General features: G+C 45.8%; 17 protein-coding genes and 3 tRNA genes. 8 read left to right on the top strand and 12 right to left on the bottom strand.

Annotated features, from left to right (window positions below; all coding sequences use genetic code 11):
- Positions 1 to 15: 15 nt before the first annotated feature.
- The 4 genes from AB5Z01_RS00480 to AB5Z01_RS00465 are packed head-to-tail and all read right to left on the bottom strand — an operon-like array spanning position 16 to position 3,754.
- The gene (locus AB5Z01_RS00480) at positions 16 to 852 is read right to left on the bottom strand and encodes a hypothetical protein (RefSeq protein ID WP_368365195.1); all 837 of its coding nucleotides are present in this window, start codon (positions 850 to 852) and stop codon (positions 16 to 18) included.
- The gene (locus tag AB5Z01_RS00475; RefSeq protein WP_117905836.1) at positions 849 to 2,015 is read right to left on the bottom strand and encodes a phage portal protein; all 1,167 of its coding nucleotides are present in this window, start codon (positions 2,013 to 2,015) and stop codon (positions 849 to 851) included. The genes AB5Z01_RS00480 and AB5Z01_RS00475 overlap by 4 nt, the downstream gene beginning before the upstream one ends.
- A 33-nt stretch (positions 2,016 to 2,048) precedes the next feature.
- Positions 2,049 to 3,293: a PBSX family phage terminase large subunit gene (locus tag AB5Z01_RS00470; protein WP_287216052.1), complete on the bottom strand. Its 1,245-nt coding sequence runs from the start codon at positions 3,291 to 3,293 to the stop codon at positions 2,049 to 2,051.
- The gene (locus AB5Z01_RS00465; RefSeq protein ID WP_368365194.1) at positions 3,290 to 3,754 is read right to left on the bottom strand and encodes a terminase small subunit; all 465 of its coding nucleotides are present in this window, start codon (positions 3,752 to 3,754) and stop codon (positions 3,290 to 3,292) included. The genes AB5Z01_RS00470 and AB5Z01_RS00465 overlap by 4 nt, the downstream gene beginning before the upstream one ends.
- A gap of 424 nt (positions 3,755 to 4,178) precedes the next feature.
- Between AB5Z01_RS00465 and AB5Z01_RS00460 the strand changes: the two genes are divergently transcribed.
- From AB5Z01_RS00460 to AB5Z01_RS00440, 5 genes are all read left to right on the top strand, one after another.
- On the top strand, positions 4,179 to 5,711 hold the full coding sequence (locus AB5Z01_RS00460) for a 4Fe-4S dicluster domain-containing protein (RefSeq protein WP_117858009.1): 1,533 nt from the start codon (positions 4,179 to 4,181) through the stop codon (positions 5,709 to 5,711).
- Positions 5,712 to 6,576: 865 nt separating this feature from the next.
- Positions 6,577 to 7,677: a peptidoglycan bridge formation glycyltransferase FemA/FemB family protein gene (locus AB5Z01_RS00455; protein WP_195221184.1), complete on the top strand. Its 1,101-nt coding sequence runs from the start codon at positions 6,577 to 6,579 to the stop codon at positions 7,675 to 7,677.
- Positions 7,678 to 7,771: 94 nt separating this feature from the next.
- The gene (locus tag AB5Z01_RS00450) at positions 7,772 to 8,665 is read left to right on the top strand and encodes a hypothetical protein (protein WP_148303620.1); all 894 of its coding nucleotides are present in this window, start codon (positions 7,772 to 7,774) and stop codon (positions 8,663 to 8,665) included.
- A gap of 15 nt (positions 8,666 to 8,680) precedes the next feature.
- Complete coding sequence (locus AB5Z01_RS00445; protein WP_368365193.1) at positions 8,681 to 9,586, top strand: DUF368 domain-containing protein; 906 nt, start codon at positions 8,681 to 8,683, stop codon at positions 9,584 to 9,586.
- Between the two features lie 571 nt (positions 9,587 to 10,157).
- Complete coding sequence (locus tag AB5Z01_RS00440) at positions 10,158 to 12,569, top strand: glycogen/starch/alpha-glucan phosphorylase (RefSeq protein ID WP_022287542.1); 2,412 nt, start codon at positions 10,158 to 10,160, stop codon at positions 12,567 to 12,569.
- A 290-nt stretch (positions 12,570 to 12,859) separates the two neighbouring features.
- Here the strand turns inward: AB5Z01_RS00440 and rnr are convergent, their stop codons facing one another.
- The 8 genes from rnr to mscL all read right to left on the bottom strand — a co-directional run bounded on the left by rnr (position 12,860) and on the right by mscL (position 21,488).
- Positions 12,860 to 14,971, bottom strand: coding sequence for a ribonuclease R (gene rnr / locus AB5Z01_RS00435; protein ID WP_287216060.1), 2,112 nt, complete (start codon positions 14,969 to 14,971; stop codon positions 12,860 to 12,862).
- 70 nt (positions 14,972 to 15,041) lie between these two features.
- Positions 15,042 to 15,296 carry a preprotein translocase subunit SecG gene (secG, locus tag AB5Z01_RS00430; protein ID WP_022287545.1) on the bottom strand — a complete coding sequence of 85 codons (255 nt, stop codon included), beginning with the start codon at positions 15,294 to 15,296 and terminating at the stop codon, positions 15,042 to 15,044.
- 84 nt (positions 15,297 to 15,380) lie between these two features.
- The gene (locus AB5Z01_RS00425; protein ID WP_287216063.1) at positions 15,381 to 16,817 is read right to left on the bottom strand and encodes a DUF389 domain-containing protein; all 1,437 of its coding nucleotides are present in this window, start codon (positions 16,815 to 16,817) and stop codon (positions 15,381 to 15,383) included.
- 18 nt (positions 16,818 to 16,835) lie between these two features.
- Positions 16,836 to 18,002 (bottom strand): serine hydrolase domain-containing protein, encoded by a 1,167-nt coding sequence (locus AB5Z01_RS00420; protein ID WP_368365192.1) that lies wholly within the window; start codon positions 18,000 to 18,002, stop codon positions 16,836 to 16,838.
- 318 nt (positions 18,003 to 18,320) lie between these two features.
- A tRNA-Ser gene (locus tag AB5Z01_RS00415) sits at positions 18,321 to 18,412 on the bottom strand.
- A gap of 86 nt (positions 18,413 to 18,498) precedes the next feature.
- Entirely contained in the window at positions 18,499 to 19,092 is a 594-nt protein-coding gene (locus AB5Z01_RS00410; RefSeq protein WP_051706927.1) for a hypothetical protein, read from the bottom strand.
- Positions 19,093 to 19,115: 23 nt separating this feature from the next.
- Positions 19,116 to 20,750 carry a class I adenylate-forming enzyme family protein gene (locus AB5Z01_RS00405; protein ID WP_368365191.1) on the bottom strand — a complete coding sequence of 545 codons (1,635 nt, stop codon included), beginning with the start codon at positions 20,748 to 20,750 and terminating at the stop codon, positions 19,116 to 19,118.
- Between the two features lie 288 nt (positions 20,751 to 21,038).
- Complete coding sequence (mscL, locus tag AB5Z01_RS00400) at positions 21,039 to 21,488, bottom strand: large conductance mechanosensitive channel protein MscL (RefSeq protein WP_022287550.1); 450 nt, start codon at positions 21,486 to 21,488, stop codon at positions 21,039 to 21,041.
- Positions 21,489 to 21,716: 228 nt separating this feature from the next.
- Here mscL and AB5Z01_RS00395 point away from each other — a divergent pair.
- The 3 genes from AB5Z01_RS00395 to AB5Z01_RS00385 all read left to right on the top strand — a co-directional run bounded on the left by AB5Z01_RS00395 (position 21,717) and on the right by AB5Z01_RS00385 (position 23,854).
- Positions 21,717 to 21,792 (top strand) — tRNA-Gln (locus AB5Z01_RS00395).
- A gap of 25 nt (positions 21,793 to 21,817) precedes the next feature.
- Positions 21,818 to 21,893 (top strand) — tRNA-Gln (locus tag AB5Z01_RS00390).
- 200 nt (positions 21,894 to 22,093) lie between these two features.
- Positions 22,094 to 23,854, top strand: a complete 1,761-nt coding sequence (locus AB5Z01_RS00385; RefSeq protein ID WP_368365190.1) for a D-alanyl-D-alanine carboxypeptidase family protein — start codon at positions 22,094 to 22,096, stop codon at positions 23,852 to 23,854.
- Positions 23,855 to 23,880: the final 26 nt, after the last annotated feature.

The following is a 23,880-nucleotide window of genomic DNA, read 5'->3' as shown; positions in this document are numbered from 1 at the left end:
TTTCACATCTGTCCCTTACATCTTGTAATCCCCCGTGATAAAGCTCTCCCTTTCGGCTTTGTAGACCTCCTCATTCTCAGCCGCCTGCTTTTCAAGCCTGCCACGGAAGTCAATAAGCTCCGTAACTGTCATAAGCTCCGCAAGTTCTTTCACACGCTTTGCACTCATAAAAGGCTTGCAGAAATAGCTGAGCCTTAAAACGTCCTTTTCAAAAGCTTCCCTCGCAAGGGCAAGCTCATAGCTCTTGTCGGTGCTTTCCTGTTTCTTCCTTAAGGCAAAACGCTTCGTTACCCCTGCGTTCACCTGTGCAGGCACTGCCACGAACGACCACTCGTAAGCGTCAAGCGGCTCGTCAAGAATGTGATAACACAGCTTACCGCCGTATTCACCGCCCTTTTCATGGTCACAGCCGTCCTTGTACATATCCGCTCTGCATACAGAGCAAAGCTTCTTTCCCATGGTGCAGCTAACGGATACCTCTTTCTTTATTCCGCCCTGGATCTCGCTTATAAGGTCGCCGTTAGAAGCAGTTCGCACCATGTAAGCCTTTGCCATAAGCCTGCGGTAGACCTCTCCGTCTGCCGTAGTTTTCTCAGGCAGAGTTTCCACCCAAGTGTCGAATATTCTGGCAGTCTGCTTTGAGCTTTTAGGGTCATGGTCGAAAATACCCGTTCTGCCCTTAAAAAGCTCCGCAAGCTTCTCCAAAGCGCCTGATGAAAACTTTTCACCATCTCTGTCAATATCATTGTCACAAAGCGCCACCCTGAAAACAAAGACCTTGTCCTCCGTGAGCGGCTCTCTCGCATAGCCGTTTATCTTTTCAAGCTCCTCGCCTGATACTGTTTCGCTCATTGCATTTCCTCCTTTTTTCTCTCGTTCTCTACCCTTTCGTTTTCAAGCTCCGCCGCCTTAGCCTGCGCATTGTAAAGCCTTGACTTCGCCAACGCTTCCTCGTCCTGAAGATTTATATTGTCCCACTCTATCTCCACCCCACAAGCATATCCGTTAAGCCTTAAAAACGCCTCGCATATCTCTCTGAGTATAGGTTCAAGCAATCTGCGGTAATATTCAAGCTCGCTTGTGAGGATATCCGATTGCTGTGCAGACATTCGCTCAGTGGTTGACCAGTTCAGCCCAAGCAAAAACGGTGGTATTGAAAGCTTCGCCACAAGCTGTTCCATAAGCTGTCTGACAGGTATCTCCGTGTCGATCATCTGATTGTCAGCGCCTATGACCTTTATGTCCACATCACCCACAGCCACAAAATCCTGCACCGAGCCGTTTCGTGAGGCCCTCATGCCCCTGCTCCATTCCTGAGCTATCTGCTCTGCACGCTCCTTGGCTCTCGCCCTGTCGCTCTCCCCCTCAGGGTGATAAGTCACCGCATAGCGCACATTTCCTACCCTGTCGAAGTTCTGCCCCATGCACTCGTAAATTCGCATAAGTATCTCGCTCAGCGCAGGCAATCCACGGAGTATGGACACCCCGTCAGGGTGCTTAGGACTAGGATTGAGCGCCGTGTAAAGCAGTTTTTCAGGACTTCTTACCGGTATCTCCTCACCGCTTCCCATGTAAAAAATACGTTTTTCAAAAGCGTTCCTGCCCTCACGCACTCTGTACAAAGTCGGGTCGCCAACATATATCCCCTTGACCTTTCCAGTTCTGTAATCTGCATATATCCTGCCTATAGCCTTGCCATATGTAAGCAGTGAATCCAGATACATATCCGCAAAAGTGTAAATGGACTTTCCCGACACCCCCACGGAAACCTCTCTGCAAAACCTGTCAAGCTCCACCTGCGCCCTCTCGTCACAAGCCGTGACCTTAAAGCCCCCTGTGAGCCTTATTATCTTGCCGAAGCAAGCGTCAATGATCGGCACATTCGCCCTCAGTGCGTCATAAAGCTCCTGCTGAAAAACCCCCTCAGGCGCAAGCCTGTAATGAAACCCCGACTCTCTGTCAGAGCCTGCCGTGTTCGGCACAAATTCACGGACCTTCTTTCTGAAAATACTCATTTTCTCTCCTTTCTTTCTGTACACTTTTTTGTACTAATGTTCAACTGTCAGTACAAAAAAGTCGTCCTTTTCACGTCCCAGACATTCTGCCGCAAAGTATCTCATATCGTCCATGGCGTGATCGTTCTCTTTCACAGGTGCGTCCTTTCCTGCCTTTTCGTCCCAGCGGTAAAGATTTATCTCACGAAGCGTATCACGACACCTGCGGTTTATCCTTATCCTGCCGTCCTTTATGCAGTCCGACACAAGCCTGATACCCGAAACAACGTCGTTCTTTGCAGGCTGGACAGTGAATTTTCCATGCCTGCGTATGCACTGTATGAACGAAGCCGCCGAGGGGTCGCAAATGACCTTTTCGATGCAAAGTCCGTCGGCAAGCTCTTCAAGCCCCTTGTAATGCTCCTCGTCAGTTTTCTGCATACCTTCACGTCGAGAATCATAGTAATACTCCCTGAGCCTGTACCATACTCCACCACTCTCGCCCCAAAGCCCGAAGCTTGAAGGATTTACAGTGCCATAATCACAGCTTATAACATACCGCTCGCACTGTATATCCCCCTCAAAGACGTTTTTCTCCTCGTCGAACATAGGGTAAACAAGCCCCTCTGCCGCCGTCCATTTGCCAAGAACAAAACGCTCGTAAAACGTCCCCGTATATATCCTGTGATAGCGTTCTATCACCGCCCGGTCAAGGGTCGGATTGTCCTCCAGCACAAAATGTCTGTAGATAAGCCGTTTTTCCTCAGCCTTGTCTATCCACTCTTTCTTGAACCAGTGGTAAGGATTGTCAGGATTGCAGTTGAACCACAGCTTGCTCCCCGCCACCGAACACCTTGCCACAGCCTGCTCTATAAAGCTTCTGGGCATAAGTGCCGCCTCGTCAAGTAGCACCCCCGCAAGGGTCACGCCCTGGATAAGTGAGGGCGAGCCTTCGTCCCTGCCGCCAAAGTAGTAAAACCTGTTTTTCCTGCCGCAGAAGCTCACGTCCATATAGTTCTTTGACGTGACCTCCACAGCCGTCATGCCCATGGCTTTCATATACTCCCTGAGCGCAGGCAGGATATTCCTTTTCAGCGACACGATAGTTTTTGAGCATAGCCCAAAAATGCACTCGTCAAAATTAGTCATCGCCCATGTCATAAAAGACGCCGACAAACAAAAGGTCTTGCCCGATCTGACCGCACCGTCACAGATTATCCCGTCGTAATCACTAAGCTCCCGTGCCGTCCACCATCTGAAAACAAACCTCTGATTTTCCGACAGCCTTGTTATTTTCACAAGCTATCACCGTCCCTGCCGTAAATGCTCTCGATAAGTCGCTTCGACTCACCGCCGCCGTCAAGCTGAGGCGCAAGCTCCCCAAGCTTTTCCAAGGCTTTCTGCCTGTCAAAAAACTTGATCTCCAAAACGTTCTTTCCGCTGATCTTTATCTCGCTCACATTGAAAAGATCCATGCCCATGATGTCCCTTGCCGTCATGTTCTCAGCGTCAAAAACAAGCTTTACAGCGTCATTCACCGCCCCGAAAGCTATCCTGTTAAGCCCTCGCTTCACATAAGAAAGGGTGTCGCTGTCAGCCTCCTCCAGATTTTTAAGCTCCGCCTCCGTTTCTGCCGAGTGTAGAAGCTCAAGCCCCCTGTCCTCAGCCTCCTCCGCCCTTGCACCGGTGTGCAAAGCCGCTTCACGAAGATTTCTCAGATAGAAGAAAAATCTCGCAAATCTTTTCTGTTCGCCTGCCATATCGTTCCTCCTTTTTTAATTTCTGCGAAAGATGTACCACCGTATCTTAACGGCTCTCAAAAAACATCTCTCACTTATCCCGAAAAATGCCCCTTTTGTTGCATAAAAAATGCAACAATTGCAGAAATGTTGTCAAATTAAATCATTTATCATTTGTTTGCATAAATCACCCTGCCCAAAACTGTGCAAAAGCCACATACTTTCATGAACAGAAAAACTATTGGTAAAAAAGAAATACTTTTATTATTTGAGCCGTTTCGTGCCATTACTGCACCTTATTTCAGACAAATATGTAAGTCATGCGAAACTTTCAATATACCTTATGAAAAAAAGTATATATTACTTGACAAAAGCCGAAAAAATAGTACAATAGTAAGTGTATGACACAAATTTGAAGAACAACGCAGGAGGTAAAAATATGAAAATGAGAGGTATCTATTCCTCAGTAACAGATATCAGACGAAAAGTCTTTACAGAGGTGGCAAGACTTGCCTATGAAGAGGGCGATTATGCCGAAAAGATCGCAGAGCTTCCTTATAAGATAGTACCGGGAAGCAAAGCTGTTTACCGTGAGTCTATCTTCCTTGAAAGAGCTATCGTTGAAGAAAGGCTCCGTCTTGCTATCGGTCTACCCCTAAGACCGATCGAGGAGCATAAGTCTGTGGCTGACGGCATTGAAGAAAGTGCGATCGCAGAAAAGTATTACGATCCACCGCTTGTAAACATAATCAAGTTTGCCTGCAACGGCTGTCCTGAAACTCATTATCATGTTACCGACTGCTGTCAGGGCTGTCTTGCGCACCCATGTCAGGAAGTCTGTCCAAAGGGTGCCATAACCATCAAGCATGGCAAGTCAGTAATAGATCAGTCTAAGTGTATAAAGTGCGGCAGATGTCAGAGTGTCTGTCCATACAATGCAATAAACAAAATGGAAAGACCATGCGCAAGAGCCTGCGGCATGGACGCTATCGGCTCAGACGAAGAGGGCAAGGCAAAAATAGATTATGACAAGTGCGTATCCTGCGGAATGTGTCTTGTAAACTGTCCATTCGGCGCTATCGTAGACAAGGGACAGATATTCCAGCTTATAACAGCAATGAAGAAAAAGAAGAAGGTCATCGCTATCGTAGCACCTGCATTTGTAGGTCAGTTCGGACCAAAGGCAAGCCCTGAAAAGCTCACAGCGGCAATGAAGAAGCTTGGCTTTGCAGACGTGGTCGAGGTAGCAATAGGTGCAGACCTTTGTTCCATCGAGGAAGCAAAGGACTTCATGAGAGAAGTTCCTGAACATCAGCCATTCATGGCGACATCATGCTGTCCTGCATGGTCAGTAATGGCGAAGAAGCTTTTCCCTACCCTTGCCCCATACATTTCAATGGCTTTGACCCCAATGGTACTTACAGCAAGAATGCTCAAAAAGGACGATCCTGACGCTTGTATCGCATTTATCGGACCATGTGCGGCAAAGAAGCTTGAAGCTTCAAGACGTACTATCCGCAGCGACGTAGACTTTGTGCTTACCTTTGAAGAACTCATGGGAATGTTCAATGCCAAGGGCGTAACATTTGAAGACATTACAGATGAAGAAAAGGTAGATCTATGCGAGGGTACAGGTGACGGACGTGGCTTTGCAGTAAGCGGTGGCGTAGCAAAGGCAGTAGCAGACGTTATCCACAAGCTTGACCCAGAGCGTGAGGTCAAGGTAGTATCAGCGCAGGGACTTAAAGACTGCCGCAAGCTTCTCACACTTGCGAAAGCAGGCAAATATGACGGCTATCTTCTCGAGGGCATGGCTTGTCCTGGCGGCTGTGTAGCAGGTGCAGGAACGCTTCAGGCGGTAGAAAAGAGTACAGCGCTTGTAAACAAATATGTAAAGGACGCACCTTTACAGAACTCTCTCGACTCCAAATACGAGATCAATCTTGATCTTATCACCGAGTCGCATGATGACAAATAAGAGATAGAATTGAAACGGACAGCGTTATGCTGTCCGTTTTTTTGTACCGTCACTCGCCGTGACGGGCATTTTACGCCATACATTGTGGTATAAAACACTTTTTCACCGCTTTTTGAATTCGTATAGAATACTACACATTGTAATTATCACACACCCCCTGATACCCCCACAAACGGCAGTAGGGGCGAACAGTGTTCGCCCGTCGAAGAAACAAGCCCACGATTATATCATTGTTGGATAGAACTAAAAACTATCCAATCACATCTTCAGAGGAGCGACGCAATTTCTGCTTTGCAGAAATACGACATCCCGTTTCTGAGAGCGACAACGTTTGGTTTTATCACAAATTATGAGTAGACGTGCCGTGTTGTACAAAACATTGTGCGGATAACGTAAGAAAGTGCAGACAAACGGGTGCGGGACGTCGAGGGCGCCGTCCCCTACAATTCTACCCCGACTTCATCACGCCGAAAAATCGCTTCGCTCTTTGCGGATTTACGTTGTAATTGGGGATAGGATAGGCGGTGCAGATTTTTGCTCCGTTATTACTTTTGATAAGAAGCACAACTTTTGTGTGCTTTTTCTCATTAAATCTGCACCTTGTCGGCTATCGCCGAATGAGGCTCTGCCTCATACTCCGCAAGGGGCTTTGCCCCTAGACCCCACAAGCCCTCTGGCGCCGGGCTTGAGCGTGCGCTTTATCTCTCGCTTCGCTCGGTGCTTGGGGGCAGCTTTGCTCATTCCTCATTCCTCATTCCTCACTCCTCACTTAAACTCCCCCCTTGATTTTTCACTCAATATGTAGTATAATAAATGAAATAGTGCATAATAACAGAAAAATTCTTACAGAGAGGATCTTTATAAAATGGAAATAATCAATAAGTCCGATGAAAAACTCCTTGCAGAATATGAACAGTTCGCAAGCACCAGCAAATACGGCAATTTCATGCAATCCCTCAAATGGCCGAAGGTAAAGGACAACTGGGGCTGGGACGCTGTTATCTCCCGTGACGCTGACGGCAATATCCGTGGAACTTGCCTTATCATAATCAAAAAAGTGCCTATTTTCGGTGTTACTTTTATGTATGCCCCTCATGGCCCTGTTTGCGACTGGTCTGATAAAGAGGTCATGACCGACCTTTTCGAGGGCGTAAAGGTGCTTGCAAAGAAATACAAATGCTACCAGTTTATGTGGGACCCTTGTTTCGAGGAGGGCGACGACAAGTGTACAAAGCTTATCGAGGACATGGGTTTCCAGCACATACACAAAGCGGCTGAGCTGACCACTATTCAGGCTCGTAATAACTATATGCTCAGAAATATCGAGGGCAAGACCCCTGACGAGGTCATGGCGACTTTCAAGCCTGACTGGAGAAACCGTATCAGAAAAGCACCTAGAAAGGGCGTTTACTGCAAGGCTTGCGGCACTGAGGCTCTTGACGATTTCTACCCTCTCATGCAGGCAACAGGTATCAGAGATGGCTTCTCTATCCGTTCAAAGGAGTATTTTGTAAAAATGCTCAATGGTCTTGGTCCTGAACACTGCCGACTTTTCATGTGCTATGTTGACGAGGACGGCAAGCAGATACCGTTGTCAGGTGCAGTAACAACACAGTATGCAGGCAAGACCTGCTATGTTTACGGTGCTTCCGCAAACCACCACAGAAACCTCTACCCTAACTATCTCATGCAGTGGACGATGATAAACTGGGCTTTGGAGGGCAAAAACTATATCTATGATTTTCAGGGCATACCATTCTACAACGATGAAACAAACCCTAACTATGGCGTATACAAGTTCAAAAAGGGCTTTAACGGCGAGGTCGTTACCTATGAGGGCGAATTTTTCTACATTTTCAAGCCTTTCATGAAGAAAGTCGTAGACTTCTGCGAAAAGATAGTTATGGATAGACACGAACGCAAAAGACAGAAGCTTCTCAAAAACAGAAATAAGGATATGCAGTAGGCGGCAATAGATTAAATTTAAGAATTTTTGAACAGTTTATACATTTTTACCCATTCTTTACACAGACAACATTTGATTTTTACTTATATGTGATATGATTTACAAAGAGGTGAGCAAGGTGCATAAAGGCGTTATAAGGACCTTGTGGCTCATTGCCGCATTGAGCCTGGTGCTGAGTTATGCTGTGATGTGCATTGCATGGCTTTCAAAGGGCTGTCGCTATGGAGCGCAGTTTTGCATAAACGTTTTTATGAGAGCGCTTCCTCTTTGTCTTATATTCCTGTGCATCGTCGAGCTTGCAGGGCTTTTCATATGGGTCTTCAAAATAAAAAAGCTCGAAAGGCTCTACGCTAAAAAGGGCGGCTGTGACGAATATTTTGAGCTTCTTGAAAAATATCTTCTCAGGCAGAACAAAGATAAGGGTCACGGGCTTTTGAAGCTTGCCGCTGTTTACATTTCAGAAAAACGCTTTGAAAACTGTTTTCTCACACTTGACCGTATAGCTTTTGATAAGCTTACCCCCTCAGATCAGAACAAGTATTTTGAACTGCTTCTTTACGGCAGGCTCATGTCAGGTGATATTTCTCAGGCAAACGAGATATTTGTTTCGGCAGAGCATTACTTCAAGCGAGGTCTTCTCGATAAACGCAATGGGCAAATGCTTTTCACACTTGGTCTGCTGGAATATTTCAACGAACGCTTTGAAGCGGCGGTGAAGTTTTTTGACAGCGCAGAGAAAAGCCGTGACGCTGACAAGACGCTTCGGTGCAACTGTGAGCTTTACAAGGGCGAGTGTTTTCTCGCTCAGGGTGATGTGAGATCGGCAAAGGCTTCGGCTGAAAAAAGTGCGGCGCTCGTTAGTGACGATAAGCAGGAAGCACAGCTTGGAAAGCTGATGACACAGGTAGAAAAAGCTTACATCAGAACAAAAGAAAAGTCTGCTGATACGAAAGCAGACAACACCACGGAAGGAGGATATGCCTTTTAAGGCATAGAAACAAGTATGATAATAAACGCACTCAGAGGCTTTTGCATGGCTCTTGCGGACAGCGTCCCTGGAGTTTCAGGCGGAACTATAGCATTCCTGCTGGGCTTTTATGACAGCTTCATAAATTCCCTTAACGACATTATGGGACGTGACAATGCAAAGCGTAAAAAGGCATTTTTCTTTCTTATAAAGCTTGGCGTGGGCTGGGTGATCGGTATGCTTCTTGCAGTAAGCGTTCTTGCCAACGTGTTTGAAAGCGGCATCTACAAGGTAAGCTCGCTGTTTCTGGGCTTTATCATTCTGGCGATACCGGTCATGATAATGGAAGAAAAAGAGAGCATTAAGGGCAAATATTACAACATCATATGGGCTGTTATCGGCGTTGCTATCGTTGTGGGCATATCCCTTATAAATCCCTCCGGCAGCGGTGCTGACGTTTCTCACATGAATATAGGCACAGTGATATTCGTTGTTCTTGCAGGAATGTGCGCAATATCTGCAATGGTGCTTCCTGGCATTTCAGGCTCCACCATACTTCTCACATTCGGTCTTTATATGCCTGTTATCACGGGAATAAAAGAGTTTCTTCATCTGAATTTTGAGTATTTCGGACTGCTCTGCTCTCTTGGTATCGGCATTATCCTTGGGGTGTTCATTACCCTCAGGCTTATCAAAAAGGCTCTTGAAAAGTTCAGAAGCCAGACTATCTACTGTGTTATCGGCATGATGATAGGCTCACTGTACGCCATAGTTATAGGTCCTACAACGCTTAAAGAGCCTAAAGACCCTATGTCCTTCGGCACATTCAGCATCGTATTTTTTATCATCGGTGCGGCGATCGTGTTCGGTATTCAGGTAGCAAAGAGCGTGTATGACAAGAAACAGCTTGCAAAGGCTGAAGAAAAGATAGAAGAAGAATAGATATTATATCAAAACGAACGAATATATAAAAAGGCTCAATTTCTGCATCATAGAAATTGAGCCTTTTGCTACAGATAACGTAAGTACACTTTTTTCTGAGCACATATCGTATGGCCTATATGCCCACCTAGCAAATTCATATTCTTGTGATTATATAAAAACTACCGCCCCTACTGCCCCCTTTTGCTGTTCATTCTTCCAAAATCAGCATTTTATACAATTGAACGCCTTGACAATTATGCAACTATACCATATAATAAAATTAGGCAAATGCAATATCCTGTATTATATTCCAAACATAATATGACAACTATTGCAAAAATAGCATATCGGCGTCTATGATTTCTACAAATCATACGCCTGCCCTATGTAGAAAGTGTTTAAATTTTAGGTGCGTTTGGCATTTTTTCTTGCAAAAATTGTCGGCTTGTGGTATAATTATCAGGAGCAGGGGCGTGTTATTCCCCAAATGTGTGAAAACTATCCTTATTTCTCAAACGTTTTCGCCAATACAGTAATAAAGGTGCAGAGCGCAAAGCTCGACTTGAAAGTATATAGGAGGTAAAGATTTATGGCAAATAGTGCTGTAGAAAAAACAATTTCCACGCAGGAACTTAAAGAAAAGCTTCTTGACGTTCTTCACAACGATTTCCAGACAACACCTGAGGACGCTTCCGATCAGCAGGTATACGAGGCTCTTTCTAAGATCGTTGTAGGCATTCTTAAAGCTAAGAGAAGAAAGTTCACTGTTAAAACTCAGTCTGAGGGCAAGAAGAAGGTCTACTATCTTTCAATGGAATTTCTTATGGGAAGAAGCCTTAAGACTTCTCTTTATAACCTTGAAATGCAGAAGCAGGCTACAAAGGTCCTTAAGGACATGGGCATTTCTATAAACGGCATTTACGAGTGTGAGCCTGACGCAGGTCTTGGCAACGGTGGTCTTGGAAGACTTGCTGCCTGCTATCTTGACGCTCTTGCTGCCGACGGCTATCATGCTACAGGCTATTCTATCTGCTATGAATACGGTATCTTCAAGCAGAAGCTGGAGGACGGCTGGCAGACCGAGCTTCCTGACAACTGGCTCCCGGGCGGCTCTGTATGGCTCGTTCCTGTTCCGTCAAAGGCTGTCGAGGTTCGTTTTGACGGCGAGCTTAAGGAATACTGGGACAATCAGTATCACTGCGTAACTCACGAGAACTACACATCAGTTATGGCTGTTCCATACGATCTGTTCGTATCAGGCTACAACAGCGAGGCAGTTTCAAAGCTCAGACTTTGGAAAGCTGAAATGGCTGACTTTGATATGTCAATGTTCAATCAGGGCGACTATCAGAAGGCTCTTAGCAAGAACATCATTTCACAGGCTATCACAAAGGTGCTTTATCCTAACGACAACCACGCAGAGGGCAAGTCACTCAGACTTAGACAGCAGTATTTCCTTTGCGCTGCTTCTATCGGCGATATCGTAAATCAGCACATGAGCGTTTACGGCACACTTGACAATCTCCATGAAAAGGTAGCTATCCACATCAACGATACTCACCCGACACTCGCTATCCCAGAGCTTATGAGAGTTCTTCTTGATGATTGCGGCTATTCATGGGACAAGGCTTGGCACATCGTTACGAACACATTTGCATACACAAACCACACTGTAATGCCTGAGGCTTTGGAGAAGTGGGACTGCAACCTCCTCAAGAGCGTTTGCCCTAGAATCTTCTCTATCATCATCGAGATAAACGAGCGTTACTGCAAGGATCTTTGGGAGAGATACAAGGATCAGGCTAAGGTTTCACATATGTCTATCGTTGAGGACAACAAGGTAAAAATGGCTACACTTTGCGTACACGCTTGCCACAGTGTAAACGGCGTTGCAAAGATACACTCTGAGATCATCAAGAAAGAAACATTCAAGGACGAGTACCTTGACACACCAACAAAGTTCAAGAACGTTACAAACGGTATCGCATACAGAAGATGGCTCTATCAGTCTAACGAGGGTCTTACAGATCTTCTTTGCGAGAAGATAGGCGACGGTTTCCTCAAGAATGCCGCTGAGCTTTCTAAGCTTGCTGTATTCAAGGACGACAAGGACGTTCTTGACAGACTTGCAAAGATCAAGCTTGACAACAAGAAGAGTTTTGCAAAGTATGTAAAGAATCAGTACGGCGTTGTTCTCAACACTGATTCTATCTTCGACGTTCAGGTAAAGAGACTGCACGAATACAAGAGACAGCAGCTCAACGCTTTGAACATCATAGCACAGTACAACTACCTCAAGGCTAATCCAAACGCTGATTTTGTACCAAAGACATATATCTTTGCTGCAAAGGCTGCTCCTGGCTACTACATGGCAAAGCAGATCATCAAGCTTATCTGGAACATTTCTCAGGAGCTGAAAAAGGACAAGAAGCTCAACGAGAAGCTCAACGTTATCTTCCTTGAGGACTACAACGTATCACTTTCTGAGATACTCATGCCAGCGGCAAACATCTCTGAGCAGATCTCACTTGCTGGTACAGAGGCTTCAGGTACAGGTAACATGAAGCTTATGATAAACGGTGCTATCACACTTGGTACTCTTGACGGAGCAAACGTTGAGATACACGAGCAGGTAGGCGACGACAACATCATCATCTTCGGTATGAACGTTGACGAGGTAAACGCTTGCAAGTCAGGCTACAAGCCTATGGACATCTACAACTCCAACGCAGTTGTTAAGCAGGCTATCGACACACTTCAGTACGGCATCAACGGTCAGCAGTTCAACGAGATCGCTGACAGCCTGAAGAACTCTGACCCATACATGGCTCTCAAGGACTTCGATTCCTATCAGAAGGCACAGGCTTACGCTTCTGAGTGCTACAAGGATCAGACAAAGTGGCAGAAGATGAGCCTTGCAAACATTGCAGGCGCAGGTATCTTCTCCGCAGACCGTTCTGTTGAGGACTACGCTAGAGATATTTGGGGTCTTTCAAAGTAATTTATTTATACAAAAAATTATCGGACAGTTGCTTGGTGCGGCTGTCCGATTTTTTTGTACATATATGCAATTCATAAAGCCATAGATTTGTAGGGCGACATAACGGGCGAGAATATCGGGACGTCGGGGGCGTCGTCCCCTACATTGTTTGTGCAATATTTATACAATGTGAAAATCAACATAAAAAATAGTGACGTGCGAGAAAAGCGGGCTGTCGAGGGCGCCAGCCCCTACATTTTTTGACACACAAAAAAGGACGGCTTTTCTTCGCCGTCCTTTTGATTTTTAATTTAGTCCTCGTCAGCAAGTGCAAAATCTATCTTGCCCGAATTTACATTTGCGTTTATCACCTTTACTCTGATAGGGTCGCCCACACGATATTCCATGCCGTTTGTAAGGTTTTTCAGGCTCACCATATCGTCGCAGACATACTCACCGTCAGGCATATTGTCCGTGTGAAGAAGTCCCTCGCAGGTGTCAGGAAGTGCGATAAAAAGACCGAACTCAACGGCTGAAACCACTGTTCCGTCAAACTCCTCACCGATATGAGCGTTCATATACTCAGCCTTGTAGCAATCCTCACAGCTTCGCTCCACCTGCATTGCGGTAAGCTCCGTCTTTGTGGACTGGTCGGCGGAGGCGTAAACGAACTTGTTGAACTTTGTGGCGCACTCCTCTGCACTGCTGCCACTGAGAAAAGCTGACATTATCCTATGGATAGTCAGGTCAGGGTAACGTCTGATAGGTGAAGTGAAGTGGGCATAATCCTCCAGCGCAAGTCCAAAGTGACCCACAGGCTCGGTGGAATATCTTGCCTTTGACATACTTCTCAGAACGATATTGTTCATGATAAGGTCGATGTCAGTACCCTTTGCGGCTTTTAGTATCTCAGACATATCCCCAGGGCAAGCCTTTTCGCCCAGCTTATACTGGACGTTCAGCTTAACAAGCGCTTCTCTCAGGGATTCAAGCTTCTCGTCTGACGGCTCTTCGTGGATACGATAAACGAACGGCAGGTTATTATCCATGCCAAATCTTGCGGCACACTCGTTTGCAACAAGCATGAAGTCCTCTATTATCTCTTCACTTCTTCCACGGGTACGCCTCTCAACGCCCACGCAGATATCCTCGTCATTGATGATAAGCTTGCTCTCAGAGGTTTCAAGCTCAGGACAGCCACGGTTTTTCTTGTTTTTGTACAAAATATCCGCAAGCTCCTTTATAATAGGAAGCTGACCTGAAACCTCGGCATATTTTTCTTTAAGTTCAGCATCGTCACTGCCTGCCAAAAGTGAATTTATCTCGGAATAAACGCCCTTTACACGGGAGCGGATAACAGTTTTTGCAAACTTATACTCGGTGATATTGCCCTGCTTGTCAAGTTCACAAAGACATGAGAACGCAAGTCTGTCCTCCTGCGGATTAAGGGAGCAGATACCGTTTGAAAGCTCCTTTGGGAGCATTGGTATAACTCGGTTTGCGTAATAAACGCTTGTGCCACGCTTGAAAGCTTCGTTATCCAGTTGTGACTTAGGCTGAACATAGTGGGAAACGTCGGCAATGTGAACGCCAAGGAGATAACCTGTTTTGGTTCGTTCAACAGAAATTGCGTCGTCGATATCCTTTGTATCTGCGCCGTCAATGGTGAATATCGGCTTGTCACGGAGGTCAAGGCGGTTGGGTATCTCATCTTTTATCCTAGAATAATCGGACACTTCCCTAGCCTCATAGATGACCTCGCCAGGAAAAACAGGTGTCAGACCATTGACCTCAAGGACGCTCATTGCGCAGGCGGAGGCTTTCATGGAGCTTCCATAGCTTGAAACTATCTCGCAGACGTGTTCAGAGTGCCTGTTTCCACGCTTTGTGACCTGCGCCACAACCTTGTCGCCCTCGTGAAGCTCAAGACGCATTGGGTTCTCAAAGGTCATTGCATATTTTGACAGCATATCAGGAACGATTTTCAGCACGCCGAACTCGCTCACAAGCTCCCCCGTAAACTTGGCAAAATTTTCCTCCACAATGCTCATGACCTCGCCCTCGGTGCAAGCTCCCTCGCCCTTGAAGGTTCTCACAAGGACGATATCGTGTGGCATTGCGCCTTTGAGGTACTTGCCCACAACAAAAATTTCCTCGTCAGTGTCAAGATTTTTCACAAAGCCGTAGGTCTTATTGAGCCTTACCACCTCGCACTTGACGAATTTCTTAGGGTCAACGAGCCTTATGCCGAATTTATCTTCCATTATCTCGCCATTTTTCTTCATTTTGTCAACGGCTTTTGTGAATTTTTCAAACTCAAAGCCCTTTCCTCTGCATGATCTCAGCAGTTCTTTGAAAGTCAGTGGCTTTTTGCCTGCTTTTTTTAACTTTGAGTATATTATTTTTCTGTAATCTAACTTCATAAATTTCCTTTCTTTTTACTGTTACTTTACTTTCCAAAAGAAAAAGCCCTGCACGGAGCAGGGCGGGCAATTATTTCTTGATCTGATAAATGATATTTACAGCAAGAGTTATCACGAATATCAGTATCGCACTTATCCTTGTCAGTCTGTTAAGCTTAGCGTCCTTGGTGTTTGAACCGTTCTTTCCATAGAAAGAATCGTTATATCCACCGCCGATAGCAGATGTAAGACCCTGCTCTTTGGTGTCCTGCGCAAGAACTACAAGTATGATAACGAGGCTGGCTACGATCAGCAGTGCGCCTGCAACGATCTCAATTACGCTCATTTTTGTTCCTCCAAAACATAATTATACATTTTAATATATTATAGCACACATCTTCTCAGATTGCAAGGGGTTTTCAGAATTTTTTCAATTCTTTTTCTTTTTATCGGTGCTTTCAGCCTTTGAGGTGGTATCTTTCTGCTTCTCCACCTGCTGGATAACTGTGACGTTTGACACGTCAAGACGTTTTTTCAGAAGTTCTGTGACAGTTTTGAGCTGTTCATCGGTAAGAGCCTTGTTCTCATATAGCACCACTGTTACGCCATTAACTGTTGTGGGCGAGCCTACTGAATGGCTGCTCATGTGACCGCCTGCCGCACCTGTTATGTTTGGATAAACGATAGCAAGTTCCTCGGCGATATCGCTCATGTCTATATCATAGCTCTGATAGCTGTCAAGCTGTGCTTTCAGATTTTCATTCTCGGCTTTAAGGTCGTCGTTTTCTTTCTGCGCAAGCACCTGTGCCACCTTGTTCTGTGTTTCCTCATCGTCGGCATTCTTTTCAAGCATCTTTTCGACCTCGTCAGCGGTAACACCGCTTTCCACCTCGGTCTGTGTTATCACAAGCTTATAATCTCCCAATCCGAAAGCTTTCAGCTCGCTTTGAAGCGCCTTTGTATCGGCAGTGCTTATCTTCTTGCCAAGAAGTGCCACTTCTATCATACGTTTATCGGTATCTATAGTTTTCTGCACTATCTGAGTGCCGTCAAAGTCAAAATTCTCGGTGATAAACTTCTCTGCACTGCTGTTATCCATTGTCTTTTTCACAATATCATAGCCAAGATAAATACTAGGCAGCATGGTAATAACTGTGATAAAAGCGATATTTCTGTGTATCTTTTTCAAAGCCTTCGGGGAAATATCGTTGCCGTGAGGCAGCCTTAAAAACTTCAGCACAACGATAGCCGCAAGGCAGATGAAAAAGCTGTTTATGAAAAAGAGATACAATGCTCCGCCGAAATAATCAAGGCGGTGTCTTGCCAGTCCATAGCCTGCGGTACAAAGCGGCGGCATGAGTGCTGTTGCGATAGCCACACCTGGGATAACGTTGCTTTTCTCCTTACGGGTCTGACCTATTATGCCGGCAAGTCCGCCAAAAAGGGCAATAAGAACGTCCCACGCTGTAGGTGTGGTTCGGGCGAGAAGCTCGGAGGAGGCTGTGGTGATAGGTGAGATAGTAAAGTAAATAGTCGAGGTGATAAGGCAAATGACCACCTGAATGCCAAGTCTTATTGCCGCACCCTTTGAAAGAGTCAGGTCATTGGTGGCAATTCCGTAGCCTATGGCTGTTATACCGCCCATAAGAGGCGAGATAAGCATAGCACCGATTATAACGGCGGTGGAGTTCATATTCAGACCTATGGAAGCTATAAGTATGGCAAGCATGAGGATACACATATTAGTACCCTGAAGCTTTGCGCCAGATATTATCGTATTATGTATCTCATCAGGGTCAGCCATATCCCAGCGCAGACTGAACATATTTCTAAGCCCTTGTATAAATCTGCCTTCCTGTAATTTCAAATCTCAGACCTCCTTTGCTTATTTTACTGCACCCCATGCGATGTTCTGCAAACGCCTTGCAGAATCGGTGGTGCCTGCGCCTGTCTGCTGGATAAAATATAGTATGCAGAGCTGTTCTTTTGGGTCAATGCTGAAATAGCAGCCCATCCAGCCGTCCCAGCCGAAAGAGCCTTCTGACTGGATAAGACCTGCGGTGGAAGGGTCGTCAAGGATACGCATGAAGTTACCGTAGCCGTGACCCTTTGTGCTGTCCCAGTTAAGGGTCTTGCGCTGTTCAGGGGTCAGACCGTTTCTTGTCATGAAATCGACCGTGTTTCTGCCGAGTATCCTCACGCCGTCAAGCTCGCCCTTGTTCATAAGCATTTTGGCAAACTTTGCATAGTCCTCTACAGTGGAAACAAGACCTGCTCCGCCCGACTCAAAGGCAGGAGGTACAGTGTAATCAGTAAGGCAAAGGTGGAAGTGAGTGAACGGCTCGTTTCCGCCATTTTTGTATTCATAACACTGGGCAAGTCGGCTGTACTTTTCCGCTGGGATATAGAAGCCTGTATCGTTCATACCGAGGGGTTCAAAGATCTCTTTTCTAAGAAAATCTCCGAACTTAATGCCAGAAACCACCTCGATAACAGCACCCATGATGTCAGCAGACGCACCGTACATCCACTTTTCACCAGGGGTGGACATAAGAGGCCGCTTGCCCATTTCCTTTGCGAAGCTCACAGTATCCAGAAGCTTTTCGCCCTTGAGATATTTTTCAGACTGCTCGCCCCAAAGCGCACCCATTTTCTGACCTGCGGGAGTGCCGTCAGGATAAGGGATACCGGAAGTCATGGTGAGCAGGTCGCCTATAGTTATATCTCTGTCAGCAGGACGCTCACCGTTCTCATCAAGAACCACAGGGTCGGAGAACTCAGGGATAAACCACTTGAGCAGGTGACGAGTGTCGAGCAGGCCACGCTCGATAAGTATCATTGCGGCAGTGGCTGTGACAGGCTTTGACATAGAAAAGAGTCTGAAAATGCTGTCAGTTTTCATAGGGATATTTTTCTCCTTGTCAGCAAGACCAAAGCTTTTGAGATAGACAGTTTCGCCTTTATGGATAACGCTGAGAACTGAGCCTGAGAAAACACCGTTGGTTATCTCTTTTTGTGCAACAGCGTCGAGATATTTAAAATTTTCGTACATGATAGACCTCCGTGTTATGATGTTTGATATATAGGATTATAACACAGTTCGGGTGGAAATGCAAGATTTTGTGTGACAACAAAAAAATCCGCCCTACCACAGTAAGGCGGAATTAGGTGCAGGGGCACGCCCCCTACATTGTAAAGTTTACAAACAAACTTATTGAGCGGGACTGAAGTTTGATAACAAAAAAGCCATGACGGACAATGCCCGTCACGGCGAGCATCAAACCCCTCCCAGCGTATCATACCTATGGGCGGGAGCAAAAAAATCCGCTACCATAATGATAGCGGATTGGGTGCAGGGGCACGCCCCTGCTGGCGGAGATGGAGAGATTTGAACTCTCGCTACGGTTTTGCCGTACTACCGCATTTCGAGTGCGGACCCTTCAGCCACTTGGGTACATCTCCTTGTGTCAACTATACTATTATACAAGTAATCACAAAAAAAGTCAAGCCCTTTGTGCAAATTTAAGCACAAAGAGCTTGTCAATTATCTATTGCTGAGCACGCCTCTGCATCTCCTTAACATATGCAAGCGTTTCAGGAGTGTAACCTACCATTGCGTTGGGACAACATTGGGAAAGCAATTGCATAAGCCCCATGGCGGTGTCCTTGCCCTTGGCATATACGTTAAAACGCAGTACATTCTTCTTGTGCTTCGTGCAGACGATTATCTCGTTGGTGTAGCTGATGAAATTCATACTCGCTGTGTGCTGGTAAATGCCGTAGGCTTCCTCTCGCCAGCACATCTGAAATGGCACTTTCTTGTTGGCAAGCACCCTGTCGGATACGATAATATAATCGTCCTGATATTGTATGTTGGCGTAAAGCTCGTCAGCCTGCTGTAAAAGATCGGGATTGGCTTTGAATATGCCGCTCTTTTCAGGGTGCGTCCTCCGTGACGTACCAAATATAAGAAATATAACACCAGGCGTAAGCGCAAAAAGTCCAAGTATCAATACGCTGTATTCACCGGCTACTACCGCCGCAAATGAGATAAATCCACCCATTAGCGTGAGTATCACACCGCCAACTATCATTGCTATCATTCTTTTTCGTATGTTGGCAAATACTACTTCTCGTCCCATTTTCGTTACCCCTCTTTTACTTTTTATCCGTGATTCTGCTTTGCCACAAGGCTCTCGCCGCAGTATATCTTTCTAAGCTTCGGCTTCTCTATCTTGCCTGTTGGATTTCTCGGTATGTCTGAAAAAATTATCTTGTGCGGACGCTTGTATCTCGGAAGCTTCTGGCAAAACGCCATTATCTCTTCCTCTGTGCATGGGTGGTCTGGCTTTAGCTCGATTATTGCCGCCGCTATCTCGCCCAAACGCTGGTCAGGCAGACCAATTACTGCCACGTCCCTGATAGCGTCATGACTTCTCAAAAAGTCTTCTATCTGTACAGGGTAAAGATTTTCTCCACCACTTATAATAACGTCCTTTTTGCGGTCAACAAGGTAAATAAATCCGTCCTCGTCCTCCTGAGCCATGTCGCCAGTGAAGAGCCAGCCGTCTTTGAGAGTTTCAGCCGTCGCCTTTGGATCTCTGTAGTAGCAGGTCATAACGCCAGGACCTTTTACGCAAAGCTCGCCCACTTCGCCACGCTTTACAGTGTTGCCCTTATCATCAACTATCTTGACCTTCCAGCCAAAGCCTGCCTTGCCTATTGCGCCTACCTTGTCAATGTTATCCACACCAAGGTGTACACAGCCGGGACCTATAGATTCGCTAAGACCATAGTTAGTGTCATATTTGTGGTTAGGGAAAACCTTTTTCCAGCGTGCAATAAGTGACGGCGGAACAGGCTGTGCGCCTATGTGCATAAGCCTCCACTGTGAAAGCTCATACTTTGAAAGTGTCACCTCGCCGCTGTCGATAGCGTCAAGGATATCCTGCGCCCAAGGCACAAGAAGCCATACGATAGTACACTTTTCCCTTGATACAGTATCAAGTATAAATTCAGGCTTCACGCCCTTGAGAAGCACCGCCTTGCCCCCTGAGATAAGGCTTCCGAACCAGTGCATCTTCGCACCTGTGTGATAAAGGGGAGGAATACAAAGGAAAACGTCCTCCTTTGTCTGACCGTGATGGTTCTGCTCAACTCTTGCGGCGTGCATAAGGCTCTCGTGATTGTGCAGGATAGCCTTCGGGAAGCCAGTTGTGCCTGACGAGAAGTAGATAGCCGCATCGTCCTCATCAGTAAGCTCTATGTACGGAGTAGTGCTTGCGCAGTTTGCAGTGAGCCTGTCATAATGCTCTGCAAATGACGGACAGTTCTCGCCAACATAGAAAAGAAGTCTGTTCTTGCTTATCTCATCAGCTATCTCCTCAACTCTGCCGATAAATTCAGGGCCAAATACAAGAATATCCACCTCGGCAAGGTCAAGACAGTATTTTATCTCCTCTGGAGTGTATCTGAAATTCAGCGGCACTGCAAGCGCACCCGTCTTAAGGATACCAAAATAAATAGGCAGCCATTCAAGACAGTTCATAAGCAGGATACCCACCTTGTCACCCTTTTTTACCCCACGGGATAAAAGCAGATTGGCAAAGCGGTTAGCCTTTTCGTTGAAAACGCTCCAGGTTATCTCACGGCGATAATGACAGACTGGATTAGGCTCGATAAGCTCATATTCCTTCCAAGTCACACGTCTGGTTTCTCTAATTTCAGGATTGACCTCTACCAGAGCAACATCGTTTCCGAACTCTCTTGCGTTACGCTCCAGTATCTCGGTTATAGGCATACAAAAACTTCCTTTCATAATTAAAAGCTTGAAAGCTAGAAAACTTAAAAGCTTAAAAGTATTCACAAACATATATGTTATTATTTTATCATATGATGACAAAAAAGTAAAGAGATTTAAAACAGAATAAGTGACAAAGTGACAGATAAATAATTGTGGAGTTTTTACAGAAGAAAAGTGTTTGCCCCTACCTGAATTTGAGCGAAAACCGTCAAAAAGATAACCAACAAAAAAGACAGCCCCACATGGGAGCTGTCCCTTAACTTAAAAAGTGTACCGTTTCAGATCTTATTCTTCTGCCTTTTCTTCCTCTTTGCTCGCCTCAGCCGCCTGCTGTGCCTTGAGAAGATCCCTGATCTCTGTAAGAAGCACTATGTCCACCGGTGGCTCTGCAGGCTTTTCAGGCTCTTCATGCTTGCCAAGTGACGCAAGCTTGTTTATGACCTTCATTATTACAAAAATAACGAACGCCATGATTATGAAGTTGATCACTGCCGTCAGAAATGCGCCGTAGTTTATGTACTGATTTCCAAGCAAATGTATCTTGCCCTCTACGTCAGCACCGCCTATACAGCCTATTATCGGGTTGATAAAATTCTCCGTAAATGACGTCACGATACCCTGAAACGCAGCACCTATGATAACGCCCACTGCCAAGTCCATGACGTTTCCTTTGAGAGCAAACGCCTTGAACTCATTTACAAACTTCTTGATAAATCCTTTTTTCTTCTCTTCCATAACGGTTACGACCTTTCGTTTTTTGTTCCGAGCCACGTTCTTATGGTCATTTTATCACATATTTTGACCATTTTCAATAGTTTTTCTACAAAATCGTACGGTTTTACGTCGTTTTGCCCATATATGTTAATACGCTGTAAATGCTTTGTAAACAAATATGAAAAGGTATTGCATTTCTCGAAATGGTGTGCTATAATGATTAAGCTGTTTGAGTGAGGGACATGACGATGGGATATAGCCAAGAGGTAAGGCAGCGGACTTTGACTCCGTCATTCCGATGGTTCGAATCCATCTATCCCAACCAAAAACAAGCTAAATCGAACAAACATTGGGGTGTCGCCAAGTGGTAAGGCAACGGACTCTGACTCCGTCATTCCGAAGGTTCGAATCCTTCCACCCCAGCCACAAAAGACCGTAGATTTTTTCTGCGGTCTTTGTTTTTTTATACATTCTTTCAGCAACCAAAAGAGAGGTTTTGCAACTGAGTATAGGTAAACATAAAAAACAAAATGTGAACAAAAATAATTCAGGATTGCGTGTTTACAAACTGGTAAAAATGTGTTATACTTAAAGTGCAAAAGAATTTCATCAAAGGAGGTCTGAAAATGAAAAAGATAATAAACAGAAAAAATGCAGCGGCAGTGGCTTGTGCCGCTATGATGATATGTGCGGCAGGTGCTGTGCCTGACAGCGTGCTAAGTGTGAGTATGCCTGTGCAGGCGGCTGAAGCTGCGGAGCAGACAAGTCTGCCTCAGGTCACAGGGCTGACATCTAAAACCCCTGATATAAGCTCCATAAGACTTAGCTGGAACGCTGTGAGCGGTGCGGACGGCTATTCTGTGGGAATGCGTTCAAAGGGTCAGTATCCTGAGATAGCAGACGTTACGGACACTACATATCTTGTTACAGGTCTGCCTGCGGCAACGAGGGAGAACTTCAAGGTAAGAGCATATAAGATAGTGAACGGTCAAAAGGTCTATGGCGACTATTCAGTGAACTACAATTCCGCCACAAATCCACGCCCTATAAGCGGTCTTAAAGCTCAGACGGGCAATGCTTCCGTTAGCCTTTCATGGAAAAAAGTGGGCTGCTCAAACTATCGTGTCTTTATGCTGAATAACGGCAAGTGGAAGCAGGTAGCGCAGACGGATACAAACAGCTACACTGTCAAAGGACTTGACGCAGGAAGCTATAAATTTAAAGTAAGAGCCTGCAAGCGTGACGATAAGGGTGCAAATCACTACGGCAAATATTCGCAGGAGATAACGGCACAGGCTGTCATGGTGAACAAGGTCACTGGTCTGACATCTAAGACCCCTAACACAAGCTCTATAAAGCTTAGCTGGAACGCTGTGAGCGGTGCGGACGGCTATTCTGTGGGAATGCGTTCAAAGGGTAAATATCCTGAGATAGCTGACGTGAAAGGCACGACCTACACTGTCAAGGGTCTGCCTGCGGCAACAAGGGAGAATTTCAAGGTAAGAGCATATAAGATAGTAGACGGAGTTAAGATATACAGCGACTATTGTGAAAACTACAATTCCGCCACAAATCCAAGGAAGGTAACAGGAGTAAAAGCTTCTGACATCACCGCTTCTACACTTGACCTTAACTGGAAGTCTGTAGGCTGCACAAGCTACAAGGTGTTTATATACACAAACGGCAAGTGGAAGAACATAGCTTCATCTACGGTAAATTCCTGCGCAATAAACGGACTTTACGCAAAGACTACATACAGATTCAAGGTAAGAGCCTGCAAGACGGACGATAAAGGTTCAAATCACTATGGAGCATATTCCGAGGAGATAACCGTCAAGACCCCAGACCACACTGTCGAGGTCATAAACGGCATGAGCTATGTTGACGGAGTTCTTTTGGCGAACAAAACATATTCCCTCCCTGCAAGCTACGACCCAAAGGGTCTGACCAAAGAAACATCAGCGGCATTCAAAAAGATGCAGACCGCTGCATATAAAGACGGCATAAGCCTGTGGGTATGCTCAGGCTACCGCTCTTATTACGATCAGAGGTACCTTTATAATATGTACTGCAACCGTGACGGCAAGGCTGCAGCAGACAAATACTCCGCAAGACCCGGCTACAGCGACCATCAGACGGGCATGGCAATAGACGTAAACAACGCCAGCGACTCATTTGGCGGCACAAGAGAAGCCAAGTGGCTTGCCAACAACTGTGCGAAATATGGTTTTATAATTCGTTATCCAAAGGGCAAGGAGGCTTACACCGGTTATCAGTACGAGCCTTGGCATATAAGGTATGTAGGCACGCCTTTAGCACAAAACATAACCAACAGCGGACTTTCTCTTGAAGAATACTTCGGGATAACTTCGCAATACAAGGATTGACATATGGTTCAGACCGCTGTTCACGG

The sequence above is a fragment of the Ruminococcus sp. RTP21359st1_H3_RTP21359_211015 genome, assembly GCF_040909065.1.
In the GTDB taxonomy this organism is placed as follows: domain Bacteria; phylum Bacillota; class Clostridia; order Oscillospirales; family Ruminococcaceae; genus Hominimerdicola; species Hominimerdicola aceti.
The sequence above is the reverse complement of the archived record's forward strand: the minus strand, read 5'-3'. Positions and strand labels throughout refer to the sequence as shown.